This is a genomic window from Acidobacteriota bacterium (genome assembly GCA_028875575.1).
Taxonomy (GTDB): domain Bacteria; phylum Acidobacteriota; class Terriglobia; order Versatilivoradales; family Versatilivoraceae; genus Versatilivorator.
In genome coordinates this window covers 137,335-153,282 of the sequence record JAPPDF010000080.1, presented here as the reverse complement: position 1 = coordinate 153,282, position 15,948 = coordinate 137,335, and the positions used below count along the sequence as shown (strand labels likewise).

The following is a 15,948-nucleotide window of genomic DNA, read 5'->3' as shown; positions in this document are numbered from 1 at the left end:
CCTTTTGGAAGGGGGCCTCAAGCGGCTTCCGGGCCCTGGAGGCGACCGGGAGCAGGTCGCGGCGCCCACCCGGGACAATGGGACGTCTCGCTCGGAACCGACAACAGCCGCTCGACTATCCGTCCATTTCGTCCTGTTTCTTTCTGAGTTGCAGGAGCTCCGAATCCACCAGCCTCACGTTGTCGTAAGTGATCATGCCATCTTCCGGGATGTCCTCGAGCACTTCGGCGCCGTGGGTCAGTCCGATGGGAACCAATCGTTCCTCCCGGACTATCTCCGCACGCTCGACCATGCCATAGGTAGCGTAGCCCCCCTCTCCGTCCAGAACGGTTCCCGCCTTCAGGGGCTTCTTGGCGGCCGCCACCACGTCGGAAATCTGCCCGATCACCGAGGCCACCGGCTCCCGGTGGATCATCATGCGCGCGATCCCGATGGGGACTTCGTGCCCGATGAAGTGCTGGGGTCGGTAGATCATGGCGTGCTTGCTCCTGGCGCCGATGATCATGCCGGTAATTTCTCCGTAGGAGGCCATCGACTCCACCGGAAAGTCGTCCTGACCTTCGACCACCGCATAGAGACCTCCACGCAGGCTGCGCTCCACCGGGGAGTCGTCGGGAAAGATGGAGCTGACGGCCTCCACCACCCCATCATTCTCCAGAACGCCGCCCAGCTCCCTGCGGCAGAGCTTGTCGGGGATTTCTCGCAAATCCGCCGTGGGGAAGTGCATCCCGCGGATGTCGGGGATCAGGCCGGTGGCGTTGGAGAGGGCCGCCATCTCGATGGAGTGCTTGGTGCCGTCCAGGAAAGAGCAGAACATGCTGGCGTTGTAGTCCTTGCCCTTGAAGCCGTACATCCTGGGGACGTCGTCTGGATTGGCCTTGCGGAAGGACAGCTTGAAGCGGGTGCCCTTGCCGGAGGCGATCAGCTTGAACCCCAGCGTCCGCGCCCAGTCGCAGAGCTCGGCGGCAAGGGCGGGCTCGTCACCATAGGCCATGCTGTAAAGAAGGCCGGCTTGATCGGCCATCCGTTTGAGCAGGGCCCCCACCAGGATATCGGCTTCCACCGTTACCATGACCAGGTGCTTCTTCTGCCGGATAGCCCGATAGCCGTTGGCCGCACCGACCTCGGGAATTCCGGTGGCTTCCACCACCACGTCCACCCGGCTGCCGAGCAGCTCTTCGGCTCCGGCGGTCACGGCCGGGCGATCCCCATCCATGGCCCGGTCGATCTCGCCGGCCGTTTTGGCGACCTGGATGTCCTCGCGGGGGACACCCCCGAGGCTCAGGGCCCGGACTGCCCGTTCCAGCTTGAGGTCGGCAATGGCCGCGACCCGCATGCCCTGTATACGGCAGGTCTGGGCCACGATTTGGGTTCCGAAGGTTCCGGCGCCGATGATTCCGACCCGGATGGGCCGCCCCTCTCTCTCCAGTTCAGCCAGTCGTTGATGAAGCATCTTGGTTGTCCTCTCTAGCCGGCCAACAGCGATTTCAGGCGCTCGGCAACAATCCGGTCCTCTCCCGGTCGAAGCATCCAGACGGAAACGGTCAGGCCCTGCATGTTTTTCGGGGATTGGCTCTTGGGCCGCAGCCAGCGGTGGCCCCCCGTCTCGATCGGCGGATTGCCCTGCTTGAGCAGCCCTGAGGCCTCGGCAGTGGTGATGGAGATCTGGTCATAGTCCCACTCCAGGCTGAGGTGGGGGACGTGGTTGGCGATCTCCGGGACAAAGCTCTCGGCGTGCACCCCCGGGATGGAGGCCAGAGACGAGGCGATGGTGTCCACCCGGGACTGGAGAAGGCGTTTCTCCGCCTGGTGGTCTATCTTGAGGTAGCGTTCCACCGCCGCCAGCAGGCCGATCATCTCCTCCTTGCCGACCTTCATGCCCCGGCCAATGCCGCCCCAAGGGCTCCCGCACCGCCTGGCGGCCATTACCAGGTCCCTGCGGCCCAGCAGGAGGCCGGAACTCTGGGGCCCCAGCAAGCCCTTGCCGCCGCTGAAGGTCACCAGGTCGAACCCCATACTGACATACTCGGACAGCCGCCCCTTGGGGGGCACGTCGGCGGCGGCGTCGTTGAAAGTGGGAACCCCATGCTTCTTTCCCATGGCAACCCAGGTTTGCCGATCGATCCGGCCCTTGGGGGTGAAGGTGTTGATAAAGAAGAGCATGGCGGTCCCGGGATTGATGGCGGCTTCCAACTGGTCGATGGTCTCGACTTCCACGACCCGGGTGCCCACCAGCTTGATCTGGGCTTCGTAGGCTTCCCGGTGTGATTTCTGGATGATGACCTGGTTGGGCATGCCGGTGGTGTCGGGCAGTTGGGCCATCCTGTCCGGGTCTCCCCGGGTGACGCAAGCCGCGGTTCCCTGGGTGATGGCGCCAGCGGCCCCGCTGGTGACGGTGGCGGCCTCCACGCCAATCAGTCGGGCGAGGCGCTCGCCCACTTTTTCGTGGAGATCGGCCATAGGGACGAAGTGCTGTCCGGCCTCGTCCATGGCCCGGACCACCTCGGCCGGCATGATGGTTCCCCCCAGCCGTGTGACCGTCCCCAGGGCGTTGATGTAGGTGGGGACTCCCAGGCGGCTGTAGACATTGTCTTCCGTTCCTGGAGGCGAGGTCGCTGTCCGTTCAAGCCCGGCGGCGGCCAGCCAAGTCGGAGACGTCGAGAGCCAGGCAGCTCCCGACAGGAAGCGGCGGCGGCCCCAAAGGCGGTTTTTCGGTTGCATGGCTCCTCCTCACCCTGGTTGGAAATAAAGGTGCTGCTCCCCTTGCTGCATCAGCCGTCGGCCGCGGCACGGCTTCCGCGACTCCCCCTCGAGAGGGGAGTCACACGCCTATCCGGTAATGCGCCGCGAGGCGTCGTCCCGGGGGGCATAGCCCAGCTCGGCCCGGGCATTGGAAAGATCCCAGAAGGCTCCCTTGTTGTTGGATATGCCGTAGTAGACGCCATAGGTGACATTGGCGCTCAGACAGCACTCCACCAGGTGGACCAGGTCGCGGTGGCTCAGCCAGGTGCGCAGAAACCTGGGATCGGTGGTGGGATCGTCGTCCCGGCGCACCGATCCGATCCTGATGCAGATCGATTCCATTCCCCAACGGGCACAGTAGTAGCGGGCCAGAATCTCGCCGAAGGCCTTGCTGACGCCGTAGTCGCTGTCCGGGCGCATGGGGTGGCTCACCGTGATGGGAACCGGTTCCGCCTGCCGGTGGAGATTCAGGTTGGGCGCGAAGCCTTCGTAGGCGCCGGTGACGTGGTTCGAGCTGGCGAAGACCACCCGTTTGACCCCCGACACCCGGGCGGCCTCGTAGAGGTTGCGGGTCCCCTGGATGTTCACCCGGAGCACAGGCTCCCAAGCGGTATCGACGGCGATCTGGGCCGCCAGATGCACGACGTATCGGACCGCCGCCAGCTTGTCGAGAGCCTGCGACACCTGGCGGGCGTCGGCGATATCGGCCTGGAGGACCCGGTCGGAAAACGGCGGCGTGAGATCCAGCCCGTAGACCTCGAAGGAATCACTCAAAGGGTCTCGCAGGACCCTTCCAATGAGACCGTTGATGCCGGTGATGAGCAGTTTGGGTTTGGACATGGCGAAACCCGTCGATTATAGCAGGCCGTGACCGCGAGCGTGCCCTGTCTGAGGTTCAATGTCAGCAGTGACTGGTGGGCGTCGGGGAATCGATGAATTCTTATGAACATCGATGCACAGGATGCACAGGATACACAGGACGAAAGGTTCATGCACCGGAACACGGCTCGGGCGATGATCCGGAACCGGCTTGCGGAAGTTCCGGGAAAACGGACAACGGACTTTCGCAAAAATCCTGTATATCCTGTGCATCCATGTAGATAAAAAAACAAAAAAGGACATGGATATACAGGATGGACAGGATAACCAGGACGAGACGCTGCTGCACGGGAAGCCGACGCTGGCGATGATCGCGTGGGGGTTTGCCGATTTCCAGGAATACAGGACGGCGGACTGTCAGAAAAAATCCTGTATATCCTGTGCATCGATGTTAATTTTTTCTGTGAACGGCGAGACTTCGCATTTGCCCGCTTCCGGCTCGACTGTGGGCTTCGCCCTTGCATGGGGGCTCTTGCCCGAGGGGAAGGCAACTCGGCTATAATTTGGAGGATACCCCCAGGGGGCTCCCGCTCCCGGCGATTTTCGATTCCGGATCCGGCTTTCAAGGAGTGATCATGTCCTTGTTTCAAGAGAGTATGCTCGCACTCATCACCGAGACCTCCACCAACCTTCCTCCGGACGTGCGGCGGGCCATGGCCGACGGCCTGCGATGCGAGACCCCCTCCACTCAGGCTTCCCAAGCCCTCAACGTCATCGCCACCAACATCGACATGGCTTCCGAGGACGAGGGCCCCATTTGCCAGGATACCGGGATGCCTACCTTCAAGATCAAGACCCCGGTGGGCGTCAACCAACTGGCCCTGCAGCGGGACCTCCGCCAGGCCATTGCCGAGGCCACCCGGAGGGGCAAGCTCCGCCCCAACTCGGTGGATTCGCTGACGGGCAAGAACAGCGGCGACAATCTGGGCGCCGGCACCCCCATCGTCCATTTCGAGCAGTGGGAGAACCCGGAAGAGATCGAGATCAAGCTGATCCTCAAGGGAGGAGGTTGCGAAAACAAGAACATCCAGTACTCCGTCCCCTGCGAGCTGCCTCACCTGGGGAGAGCCGACCGGACCCTGGACGGGGTTCGCAAGTGCATCCTGCATGCCGTCTGGCAGGCCCAGGGACAGGGGTGCAGCGCGGGAGCGCTAGGCGTCTGTATCGGAGGCGACCGCACCTCCGGATACACTCACGCCAAGGAACAGCTCTTCCGGACCCTGGACGACACCAATCCCAACCCTCAACTGGCTGCGCTGGAGGACTACATCATGAAGGCCGGCAACACCCTGGGGATCGGAACCATGGGCTTCGGGGGGCAGGTGACGCTGATCGGCTGCAAGGTGGGTGTCCTCAACCGCCTGCCGGCCTGCTTTTTTGTGTCGGTGGCCTACGATTGCTGGGCCTTCCGGCGGCTGGGGGTCATTCTGGACGCAGGGACCGGGGCTCTGAAGCGCTGGCTCTACCGCGACGACCAACCCGCCGTTCCCATGGCCGCCGGCGAAGGATTTCCGCAAACGGGCAGGGAGGTCCGCCTGGAGGCTCCCATCTCCGATGAAAAGGTGCGCGGGCTCAAAATGGGCGACGTGGTCCTGATCAACGGCGAGATCTACACCGGCCGCGACGCCGTCCACACCTATCTGATGAAGAACGATTCGCCGGTGAAGCTGCAGGGAAGCGTGCTCTACCACTGCGGCCCGGTGGTTCTGAAAGACAACGGCCACTACCGGATCACTGCGGCCGGGCCGACCACCAGCATTCGCGAGGAACCCTACCAGGCGGAGATCATCGAGCGGTTCGGCATTCGTGCCGTGATGGGCAAGGGAGGCATGGGGGCCAGGACCCTGGCGGGGCTCAAGGCATCGGGCGCCGTCTACCTGAACGCCATCGGCGGGGCAGCCCAGTATTACTCCCGCTGCATCGAGGAGGTGGTGGACGTCCACCTGCTGGAGTTCGGCATCCCCGAAGCCATGTGGCACCTGCGGGTCAAGGACCTGCCGGCCATCGTCACCATGGACGCCCACGGCAATTCACTGCACGCCGACGTGCACAATGCATCCTCCATTCTGTTGTCCAAGCTGGCAGAGCCGGTCTTTACCTGAGGATCGTCGGTCCCGGCGTCGACCGGCCCGGGGAAGCACTCTCCTGGCCGAACTCTTGCAAGCGGGAAGCGTACCGACTATATTGAAGCCTGTCGCATCGCCCCGTGGTGGGGCAGGAACGAGCGGGAGTAATTCAGCGGTAGAATGCCAGCTTCCCAAGCTGGACGTCGCGGGTTCGATCCCCGTCTCCCGCTCCATCTTTTCCTTTGCAGCAAGCCCATTAGCACACAAGACCACTGCACCCCCCGGTCAGCTCCTCAACATCGCTCTCCCGTGAGGGGAATCCGGTCAGACGCGGGCGACGCCCACGGTCGAGCCGATGGAGTCCGGAAACTCCCTGCAAAGTAGAATAGGCGCCTCGCCATGAGTGAGCAGCCCATCTCCGCCGCCCGACCCACCGGCATCCGCTGGCTGGTCCTGGCCCTGGCCTGCGTGACCAGTTGGCTCCTCTACCTGCACCGATACTCCTGGGGCGTCATCAAGCCGGAGGTCAAGTCGGAATTCGGATTCTCGGACACGCAATTGGGGTGGCTGGACTCCGCTTTCAATCTCTCCTATGCCCTGTTCCAGGTTCCCGGAGGCCTGCTGGGAGACCTGCTGGGGCCGGCGATTGTGCTTCCGGTCATCATATTCGCCTGGTCCGGTTGCGTGGCCGGCACCGCCATGGTCGGGCAGGCCTGGTCCTTTGCCGGAGTGCGGACCCTGTTCGGACTGACCCAGGCCGGAGCCTATTCCAATATCTCCAAGGTGACCCGAAGCTGGTTCCCCTTGTCTGTGCGCACCACCGCCCAGGGCCTGATCGGATCTTTTTCCGGACGGGCCGGCGGGGCCAGCGCCGCCTTGGTCGTCGGCACCCTTCTGCTCGGCTGGCTGCAGATGGAGTGGCGAGCGGCCATGTGGTGGCTGGCACTGGCGGGGATCTGCTTTGCCGTTGCCTTTCGGTTGCTGTTCACCGACAGCCCGGCCGGCCACCCCTGGGCCAATTCGGCGGAACAGGCGCTGGTGGATGGAGAAGAGCCGGTCCAATCGCCCACATCCGGCGCTGCGCCGCGTCTGGACCTGACCCGGCCGGCACTGGGCAATCTGGCCATGCTCATGCTTCACGGCGTGGCCAGCGCCGGCGCCGACATGCTCTACGTCTATTGGATCCCCCTTTTCCTAAGCGAGGCCAAGGGGTTCGACCCCGTTCAGATGGGAATCTTCGCCAGCTTGCCCCTCTGGGGGGGAGCCGCCGGCGGGGCTTTTGCCGGGTTGCTCAACGACCGGCTGATCCGCCTCAAGGGACGCAAGTTCGCCAGGAAAGCCGTGGGGCTGACGGGCAAGGTGCTGGCTTCCATCCTGGTTCTGATCAGCCTGGACGTGGAGGATGGCCGACTGATCATGGTTTTGCTGGCGGGTGCCAAGTTTCTGACCGACTGGAGTCAACCCACGGTTTGGGGAACCATTACCGACATTGCCGGTCCGCTCTCGGGCCGGGTCTTCGGAGCCGTCAACATGGCCGGCTCGGTGGGAGCCTTTGTTTCGGGACCCCTCCTGGGCTGGATCAAGCAACGGCTGGGTTGGTCGATTCTCTTTCAAACCATTGCCGGAGCCTACGTTTTCGCGGGATTGTGCTGGCTGGCCATCGATGCCACCCGGAAGGTATTCACAATGGAAACCGCTCCCCCCTCCGAACCCAACCCCTAAGGAGTGCCTCGTGCGCCTCGTCGACACCATGCGCCTCTCCATCCTCCTCCCGTGGCTGCTCCTGGCTTGCGGAACGGCCCCTGGCCTTGCCGCCGACGTTCTCACGATGGAGAACGGCGACCGCTTGACCGGAGAGGTAAAGAGTCTGGCCGGCGAGAGGGTGTTTCTGGAGACCGCCTATGCGGGCACCATCCAGATCGATTGGCTGAAACTGGAGGGCTTCAGCAGCGACCGCCGGTTCGAGGTCGAGGTCGAACGCGGGCGCAAATACCGGGGCAAGCTGGTCCTGGCTAAAGGGAAGCTGGAGGTTACAACCACCAAGGAGACGGTTTCTGTCGAAAAGGACCGGGTGGTGGGCCTGGCTCCCAAGGCCGAGACGGAACGAGGCAGCCTGTGGAGGGAGGTGGAGGGGACCCTGGACCTCGGCTACAACCTGACCCGCGGCAACTCGCAACTCGATCAGTCCTCGTTCCTGGCGCAGGGTCTCTACGATAAGGGCCACTTCAAGATATCGGGGGATGTCTCCTCCATCTTCGGCCGCCAGGACGATGCCGACCCCACCAGCCGTCAGACCGCGGGTCTTCGCGTCGACTGGTTCGTCAATCCCCGCGTCTTCCGTTTCGCCCTGGGCACCTTTGAACACAACGATCGCCAGCGGCTCAATTTCCGAACGGTTCTGGGAGGCGGCCTGGGCCGGACCCTGTTGAAGACCAAGAGGAACGAGCTGGCGCTGTTGGGCGGTGTGACCTTTACCGGGGAACGGTTTCGCGGAGAACCCGGGACCTCCGAGCCGCCGGTTCGGCGAGGCGGGGAAGGATTGGCGGGGGTGGAGTGGAAGACGGTGCTCAGGAAAAGGATTCAACTGAGCAGTAGGCTGACTGCTCATCCCAACCTGGGTAGTTCGGAAGATTACCGCCTCGCCTTCGACGGTTCCTTGAGGTTGCTGTTCTCCAAGAATCTGAGTTGGAGCCTGACCTTCTACGACCGGTTTGTCAGCCGGCCTCCGGTTCAGGTGCGACGGAACGATTCCGGGTTGGTCAGCGCCTTCGGCATCGGGTTTTAGCCCGCTGCCGCTTCAGCATTTCGGTGAGAGTATCGGCCAGGTTCCAGCATGGTATGCTTGCCGTTCCGGGCCGGCAAGTCCGGCCAGGCCGCTCCGATGCGGACTGGACGGGGCCTGCTGCCACTTCCTGAGATCAGGGGGGCGGCCGACAAAGGCGGAAAATGGAAGCCGTCGAATTCAGTCGATTGAACCTGCTGGTGCTGGTCGTCTACCTGTCGGCCCTGGTCTGGATCGGCCTGAGACTGGCGGGAAAGCAGCGGAGCACCGAGGATTTCTTTCTGGGAGGGCGCCGCATGCCCTGGCTCGCGGTTGGAGTCAGCATGTTCGCCTCCCTCACCAGCGCCTCTTCCTTTCTGGGAGTCCCGGGCGTTGCCTTTCGCGAGAACATCTCGATGGTGGTGCTGGGCCTTGTGAGCCCGCTGGTGGCTCCCCTGCTGATCCTGATCTTCTACCCCTTCTATCGACAGTTGCAGGTCACCACCGCTTACGAGTACGTGGATCTGCGCTACGGCCGCGGGGCGCGCCTGTGCGTGGCCGGATTGTTCTGCCTGGCCCGCATGGGCTGGTTGGGAGTAGTCATCTATTCTCCGGCCCTGGCTCTCTCGGTCATGACCGGCATCGGTCTCTATCCCGCCATCTTCCTGATGGGAATCATCGCCACCGCCTACGCCACGGCGGGTGGATTGTCGGCGGTGATCTGGACCGACGTGCTCCAGTTTGCCCTGCTGGCGGGCGGGGCGCTGTGGGTGGCCCTGGCTCTGATGCACGGGGTGCCGGGCGGCGTGGCGCAAATCATGGCCGTGGCCGGCGAAACGGCCCGGCTGGACGTCTGGCAGTGGCAGTTGAAATGGTTCGAGATGACGGCCTTGGGTGCGGCCCTCTCCTACCTGTTTCAGTTGATGCAGGACTATGGCACCGACCAGGTCTCGGTGCAGCGCCTCCTGTCGGTTCGGGACGCCCGCGGCATGGCCAAGGCGGCCATCCTGAATTCCCTGATCGATCTCGTCCTGATGAACGTGCTGCTGTTCGTGGGATTGGGCCTGTTCGCCTACTTTCAGTCTTTTCCGGAACGGCTGGCCGAGGGGGTGACTGGAGACGGGATTCTGGCCTTTTACATCATCCACGCCCTTCCCGACGGCGTCTCCGGACTGTTGATCACGGCCATCCTGGCGGCAGCCATGTCGAGCCTGGATTCAGGAATCAACTCGCTCTCCTCGGTCATCATGAACGACTTCATCAAGCCCTTCCGGCGCCGGGCGGTCTCCAGCAGCTCGGAGGTCAAGCTGGCGCGGACGCTGACCCTGGTTCTGGGCGTCTTTGCCATCGGGGCCGCCTGCTACACGGTCCGAATCGGTGAGATTCTCAAGGCCGCCTCAGCCTTTCTGAGTCTTTTCGGCGGTCCCGTGCTATCGCTGTTCCTGCTGGGGATGCTGACCCGGCGGGCCCATTTCCGCGGGTGGATTCTGGGCACGCTGCCCTCCCTCGGAGTCTCGGTCTGGCTGCAGAATTGGACGGAGGTGCACTTCATCCACTACTTCCCCATCGCGTTCGGAATCAGCTTCGGCCTGGGCTACCTGGCCAGCCACCTGGTCTCGGGTCCCCGGGCGAGGCCGGAACTCACCCTTTGGGGCAGGCCGCCGATGAAGCTGTGATTGTGATTAGTGGCTAGTGATCAGTGGTCAGTGATTAGTGGAGTATTTCGGGAGCAGGCAAGCGCCTGATGACCTCATTGCACTTATTGACGGACTGCGCCGAGATCAACAATCCACGTAACCCATCGATCAATTCACTAACCACTGACAACTATCCACTATCCACTTGGCCGGCCCCGCCTCAAGCGACCGGGCGGACCATACGGGATGAAACCGAAGTACACTCGGAAGGGTTTATCGTGGAATCGCCGGCCAACTTCATTCTTCCAGCACGCAGGCGAAGATCAGGGGCGCCACGATGGTGGCATCCGATTCGATCACGTAGCGGGGGGTGTCCACTGCCAGCTTCCCCCAGGTGATCTTTTCGTTGGGGACGGCGCCCGAATAGGAGCCGAAGCTGGTGACAGAATCGCTGATCTGGCAGAAATAGCTCCAGAGCGGGGTGTCGTCCAACTTCAGATCCAGCTTGAGCATGGGAACCACGCAGATGGCGAAGTCGCCGGCGATACCCCCGCCGATCTGAAAGAAGCCGATGGGGCCCTGGCGGGAAGTCTCACGGTACCAGTCCGCCAGAGACACCATGTATTCAATGCCGCCGCGCACGGTTTGGGGGTTCTTGATGGTGCCCTTGATGCAGTAGGAGGCGAAGACGTTCCCCAGGGTCGAATCCTCCCAGCCCGGCACGAACAGGGGCAGGTCCTTTTCGCAGGCCGCCGCCACCCAGCTGTCCTTGGGATCGATCTGGCAGGAGTCGTCCAGAGTCCGGCTGCGCAGCAGTTGATACACATACTCGTGCGGGAGATAGCTCTTTCCCTCGGCTTCGGCCTTGTACCAGAGTTCCCGGATGGCGTGATCGAGCTTCAGCATGGCGGCCTTTTCCGGAATGCAGGTGTCGGTCACTCGATTGAAGGAGCGGCTGAAGAGATCCTGCTCGGCCTCGGGGGTCAGGTCTCGATAGTTGGGAATGCGGAGATACTCGTCGTGGGCCACCAGGTTGAAGAGGTCCTCTTCCAGGTTGGCTCCGGTGCAACTGATGGCGTGGATCTTGTCCTGCCGAATCATCTCGGCCAGGCTGACCCCGATTTCGGCGGTGCTCATGGCCCCGGCCAGGGTCATCAGCATGCGGCCCCCGGACGCGATCAATTCCCGGTACCCGTCAGCCGCATCGGACAAGGCCGCCGCATTGAAGTGGCGGAAGTGACGACCAACGAACTTGCTGATGGGGTTGGATTCCATGGATCCTGGCAGGTGCCCGGGCCGCCGTGACGGGAGGTTTGGGAAGTGGCCGCTCCCTCGGGGAAAATGACCGGAGCGGGCCCTGGTAGGGTCGCGCTACTGCTAGTCGGCCTTCGGGGTGGTGGCGTTCGTGGGAACGATCAGGGTCTGGCCCGGATGGATCAGGTGGCCGCGGATGGCGTTGGCAGTCCTGAGCTGTCGGACCGAGACTCCGAATTTCCTGGCAATGGAGTCCAGGGAGTCTCCGCGTCGCACCCGGTAGCGGCCGTTGGCGGCGCCGGAAGTCGATTCGCCGCCGGCCCTTCGCCGATTTCCATTTGCCGATGCCCGGACGGGTATCTTCAGCTTCTGACCCGCCAGAATGCGGGACCCCTTCAGTCGGTTGGCCCGCCGTATTTCGCCGACCGAAGTCCCGAAACGCCGGGCGATGATAATCAGCGAGTCGCCGCGCCTGACGCGATATAGCGTGGCCCGGGATGCCGGCGCCTGCGTCGAGCCGGACCGAGCCTTGGCCTCGGCCGACGCCGTCGGGTCGGGACCGGCGGACTGCTTCGGAGCCGTAGGCGATTCGGATATCTTCAGCACCTGGCCCGGGTGGATGCGGGATCTCCTGAGGCCGTTCATTCGCTTGATGGCTGCTACGGAGGTGCCGAATCGTTGGGCAATCACGCTCAGGGAGTCGCCGCGCCGGACCCGGTAGCTTGCCGGCGGCGTTGAGGCCGATCTGGCCGAAGCTCCTCCGGCCGTCCTTGACCCGGACGAGCCACCCTGGCCAGCCGAGGCTCGGCGCAAACCGGGGATCCTCAAGACCTGCCCGGCGTAAATCCGGGTTCCCTCCAGGTCGTTCAACCGTTGAATGGCCTTCACGGAGGTTCCGAAGCGTCGCGCAATGCCCCCCAACGAATCCCCTCGTCGGATTCGATAGCCGTCCGGGGGCACCTTGGCGGGGGCGCCGCGCCAGCGGACGGCCGGGGCCCTGGCCAGGGCCACTCGAGCTTCTTCCGCTTTGGCGGCCGGGATGCGGAGATTGAAACCCGCCGGCAGGACCCGTGTACGGGTCCAGAGGCGGCGCTTGAACTGCGGGTTGTATTCCCGCAGGACATCCCGGGAGAGGCCCGCGATGGTGGTGAAGGTGCTTACACGAACCGACTTGTCCAGGTAGATCTCCTGGTACCGGTGGGGTTCCAGAAGCTCAAGCGGCCCAAAGTAGGTGCGGTAGTTCTCGGAGACCTCCACGGCGGCCAGAAACTCGGCGTAAAAGTTCTTGCTGGCATAGCGGAAGGACCTGGACTGGTACTTGTCGATGACGGTGAGCAGGTTGGGCCCGTGACGGCGTTTGGCTCGAGCCATCCCGGCCTGGCCATGGTTGTAGGAGGTGATGGCCAGGGGCCAATTGCCCAGTTTCCGATAGGCGTCTTTCAGATAGCGAGCGGCGCCGTCGGTGGCGGCGATGGGATCCAGACGTTCATCGACGTTACGGCCGACCCGGAGCTTGTAGGCCCTGCCGGTCCGGGGCATGAACTGCCAGATGCCGGCGGCGCCCTTGCTGGAGCGGGAGGCATAGTTGAAGGAGGATTCCACGTGAGGGAGGCGCACCAGTTCTTTGGGAAGACCATGTTTCTCAAAGATGGCCTCCATTGTCTGCAGGTAGCGTCCCGAGCGAATGATGCCCTTCCGGAACCGCTCCTTCACGCCTCTCTGTGCATGGATGTTGTGGCGCAGCCTTCTGAAAAGCGCCCGCGTGGGTTGCAGGCCCGCGGAGCGCACTACCTTCAGGATTCCACGTTGCACCGCGTCGGGATTCTTGGGATCGGGGCCGTGGGTCCGCAAGCGGTTCATGGCAACCGACAGGCGGTGAATGCGGGCGCGCACCGTCCTCCGCTGGCGCCTGGAGGCGGCTCTGCTGCGGCCGAGGCCCTGTTTGAACTCGACCACCTCGTAGATCAGCCTCAAGTCATCGGTGTCGTGGAGGATGATCTGGTTGGCGCCATACTTGCTAAAGACAGCCCGCCAGAAGGCTACCCGGGGTTCGAATCCGCGGGAGGGAAACCGGTCCGAGATTTGGGTGAGTGAGAAGGTCGGGGACTGGGCCTGCGCCAGGGCGGAAGGGGCAACCAGCAGGAGCCCTGTCAGCACCCACAGCCAAGTCAATCGGTGCATATCGCTAATAGGGTACAACTGAACGGGTCTGAAATCCAAAAACTCTTTTCGGGGTGGAAGGATCTGTGCGGAAAAAGCGAAAAGAGTTGTGGTCACCGGGGGTTCCGCCCTTGAGAAGAGTGCAGGGGATGCAGCCGGTGCTGCGACTCATTGGAACCGGATGGGTCCCCCCTGGGCGTTTTGTCCTTCAGATCGATCCTCCAGGTCTGTCATAATAGGCGCCGGTTTGGCTTCCTGCCTCTGTCTCGACGCTCCCGGGGAACTCAAGGTATGGGAAAGGACCCACAGTCCAGCTCGCGCAGAACCTTCTACCAGCGGATGATCTACGGCGTGAGCAGCCTGATCGCGGCCTCGCTGACAGTGCCTGCCGTCGGCTACCTGTTTCCGTCTCGAAGAAAGGGAGACGCCCACAAGGGCTGGACGGACGCCGGCGACGTATCGGCTCTCCCCCTGAATGAACCCCGGGAACTCGCTTTTCAGCGCAAACGGGTTGACGGTTGGAAGACCTCCAACGAGAGGGCCACCGCCTGGGTGGTCAGGACCGAGCAGGAACTGATCGCCTTTTCTCCCCGATGCACCCACCTGGGTTGCGGCTACCACTGGGAAACCGACGGCGATCGGTTTGTCTGCCCCTGTCACACCTCCGGCTTTTCCATGACGGGAGAGGTGCTGGAAGGCCCCGCTCCTCGGCCCTTGGACCGCTTCGAAACTCGAACGGAAGGGAACCGCCTCTGGCTCGGTCGGGTTCGTCCCATCCCGGAGAACGGCGGCCAATGAGGGACCTGATTCGAAGAATCCTGGATTGGGTGGATCATCGCACCGGGTTCGAGACGGCCGTCAAGAACTTCCTCTACGAAGACATCCCCGCTTCCAGCGGCTGGCACCAGGTCTTCGGCAGCGTTGCGCTCTTCCTCTTCTTTGTCCAGGCTTTTACCGGCGTTCTGCTGGCCTTCAACTACGCCCCCCAGCCCGGAGATGCCTACCACAGTCTCCAATACATTGTGAATGAGATCACCGGCGGACGCCTGATCCGGGGGCTTCACCACTGGGGGTCCAGCCTCATGGTGGTGGTGGTTGGGCTGCACATGGTCCAGGTGGCCTTGTGGGGAGCTTACAAGAAACCGAGGGAGGCGACCTGGATTCTGGGGGTGCTGCTGCTGCTGCTGGTTCTGGCCTTCGGGTTGACCGGCTACCTGCTTCCCTGGGACAACCGGGCCTACTGGGCCACGGTGGTGACCATCGAGATTGCCGGCCTGGCGCCGCTGGTCGGGGAGTACATGCTGGAGTTTCTGGGCGGCACCGAGGGCGTTGGCGTTTCCACCTTCACCCGTTTTTACACCCTGCACGTGCTGATGCTGCCGGCCTTGACCGTGCTCCTGATGATGCTCCACATCCACCTGGTGCGAAAGCACGGGGTCACTCCCTCTCCCCGGGCGATCGGTCAGCCCAAGAAGAAGTTCTATCCCGGGCAGGCCTTCAAGGACCTGATGGCCTTTTTCGCGGTCTTCATCCTCCTGTTTGTTCTGGCGGCCACCGTGGACGTGCCCCTGGAGCGTCTGGCGGACCCCAGTGACAGCACCTACGTCCCCCGGCCGGAGTGGTACTTCCTCTTTCTCTTTCAGATGCTCAAGTTCTTCGAAGGTCGCTGGGAAGTGGTAGGGGCGGTGATCCTGCCCACCCTGGCCGTGCTTGCCTTGCTGGTCGTCCCTTTTCTGGATCGCGCCAAGGTCAAGCGCATCCAGCAGCGGACGCTGGCCTTCGCCGTGGTGGGCGTGGTATTGGCCGGTTGGCTGGCCCTGACGGTGGCGGCGGACTTGACCACCCCCGAGCCGGTGGAGTCCGCTCGGGAGACGAGTCCAGCTTCCGCGGACTGGCGTCTCCTGACGCCGGTCGAGCTGGCCGGCCGAGCCTATTTCCAGCGGGAGAAATGCGCCGGTTGTCACAACCTGTCCGAGGGGGAGCCCAAGATGGGACCCACGCTGGCCACGGTTTCCCTGCGAAAGCCCACCGAATGGCTCATGGGACATTTCGGAAATCCATCCGAAGCGGTGCCGGGCAGTCCCATGCCGGCCACGACCATTTCCGACGAGGAATCGAACGGCCTGGCCGCCTTCGTGTTAAAGCTGACACCGACAAACGCCGCCGCTCTGGAGGCAGTGCCTGCCTATGCCATGCGAGCGGCTGTGATTTACCAGGAAAGCCAATGCGGCGCCTGCCATGTGGTCAATGGAAGCGGAGAGGAGAGCGGCCCCCCTCTCAACGGCGTCGGCCAGCGCCGCACGGCAGAATGGCTCGAAGACCACTTCCGCGACCCCCAGAAGTTCGACCCCCAAAGCGTCATGCCTCCCTACGATTTCCCCCCCGAAGACATGAAGGCCATCGTCGCCTACATGCAGGCTCTGCCGCCTGACCCGAGGCATTAGTGGTT

The 15,948-nt window shown here is 63.2% G+C and carries 12 protein-coding genes and 1 tRNA gene; 8 read left to right on the top strand and 5 right to left on the bottom strand.

Annotated elements, in window-relative coordinates; all coding sequences use genetic code 11:
- Nucleotides 1-115: 115 nt before the first annotated feature.
- The 3 genes from OXI69_12300 to OXI69_12290 form a co-directional block, all read right to left on the bottom strand.
- Entirely contained in the window at nucleotides 116-1,453 is a 1,338-nt protein-coding gene (locus tag OXI69_12300; GenBank protein ID MDE2666922.1) for an SAF domain-containing protein, read from the bottom strand.
- 14 nt (nucleotides 1,454-1,467) lie between these two features.
- Nucleotides 1,468-2,721, bottom strand: a complete 1,254-nt coding sequence (locus OXI69_12295; protein MDE2666921.1) for a selenocysteine synthase — start codon at nucleotides 2,719-2,721, stop codon at nucleotides 1,468-1,470.
- A gap of 108 nt (nucleotides 2,722-2,829) precedes the next feature.
- Nucleotides 2,830-3,582 (bottom strand): NAD(P)-dependent oxidoreductase, encoded by a 753-nt coding sequence (locus tag OXI69_12290; GenBank protein MDE2666920.1) that lies wholly within the window; start codon nucleotides 3,580-3,582, stop codon nucleotides 2,830-2,832.
- A 190-nt stretch (nucleotides 3,583-3,772) separates the two neighbouring features.
- Here OXI69_12290 and OXI69_12285 point away from each other — a divergent pair, with 190 nt between their 5' ends.
- The 6 genes from OXI69_12285 (at nucleotide 3,773) to OXI69_12260 (ending at nucleotide 10,124) form a co-directional block, all read left to right on the top strand.
- Nucleotides 3,773-4,123: a hypothetical protein gene (locus tag OXI69_12285; protein ID MDE2666919.1), complete on the top strand. Its 351-nt coding sequence runs from the start codon at nucleotides 3,773-3,775 to the stop codon at nucleotides 4,121-4,123.
- A gap of 73 nt (nucleotides 4,124-4,196) precedes the next feature.
- Entirely contained in the window at nucleotides 4,197-5,723 is a 1,527-nt protein-coding gene (locus OXI69_12280; GenBank protein MDE2666918.1) for a FumA C-terminus/TtdB family hydratase beta subunit, read from the top strand.
- Between the two features lie 122 nt (nucleotides 5,724-5,845).
- Nucleotides 5,846-5,920, top strand: a tRNA-Gly gene (locus OXI69_12275).
- 166 nt (nucleotides 5,921-6,086) lie between these two features.
- Complete coding sequence (locus OXI69_12270) at nucleotides 6,087-7,409, top strand: MFS transporter (GenBank protein ID MDE2666917.1); 1,323 nt, start codon at nucleotides 6,087-6,089, stop codon at nucleotides 7,407-7,409.
- A gap of 10 nt (nucleotides 7,410-7,419) precedes the next feature.
- Complete coding sequence (locus OXI69_12265) at nucleotides 7,420-8,472, top strand: DUF481 domain-containing protein (GenBank protein MDE2666916.1); 1,053 nt, start codon at nucleotides 7,420-7,422, stop codon at nucleotides 8,470-8,472.
- A 161-nt stretch (nucleotides 8,473-8,633) separates the two neighbouring features.
- Nucleotides 8,634-10,124, top strand: coding sequence for a sodium/solute symporter (locus tag OXI69_12260; protein MDE2666915.1), 1,491 nt, complete (start codon nucleotides 8,634-8,636; stop codon nucleotides 10,122-10,124).
- Nucleotides 10,125-10,382: 258 nt separating this feature from the next.
- Here the strand turns inward: OXI69_12260 and OXI69_12255 are convergent, their stop codons facing one another.
- Together OXI69_12255 and OXI69_12250 are read right to left on the bottom strand one after the other, a co-directional pair.
- Complete coding sequence (locus OXI69_12255) at nucleotides 10,383-11,360, bottom strand: deoxyhypusine synthase family protein (protein MDE2666914.1); 978 nt, start codon at nucleotides 11,358-11,360, stop codon at nucleotides 10,383-10,385.
- Nucleotides 11,361-11,462: 102 nt separating this feature from the next.
- Nucleotides 11,463-13,511, bottom strand: a complete 2,049-nt coding sequence (locus OXI69_12250; protein MDE2666913.1) for a LysM peptidoglycan-binding domain-containing protein — start codon at nucleotides 13,509-13,511, stop codon at nucleotides 11,463-11,465.
- Between the two features lie 279 nt (nucleotides 13,512-13,790).
- Between OXI69_12250 and OXI69_12245 the strand changes: the two genes are divergently transcribed.
- On the top strand, nucleotides 13,791-14,297 hold the full coding sequence (locus OXI69_12245; GenBank protein ID MDE2666912.1) for a ubiquinol-cytochrome c reductase iron-sulfur subunit: 507 nt from the start codon (nucleotides 13,791-13,793) through the stop codon (nucleotides 14,295-14,297).
- Complete coding sequence (locus tag OXI69_12240; protein MDE2666911.1) at nucleotides 14,294-15,943, top strand: cytochrome b N-terminal domain-containing protein; 1,650 nt, start codon at nucleotides 14,294-14,296, stop codon at nucleotides 15,941-15,943. Before OXI69_12245 ends, OXI69_12240 begins: the two co-directional genes overlap by 4 nt.
- Nucleotides 15,944-15,948 lie beyond the last annotated feature (5 nt).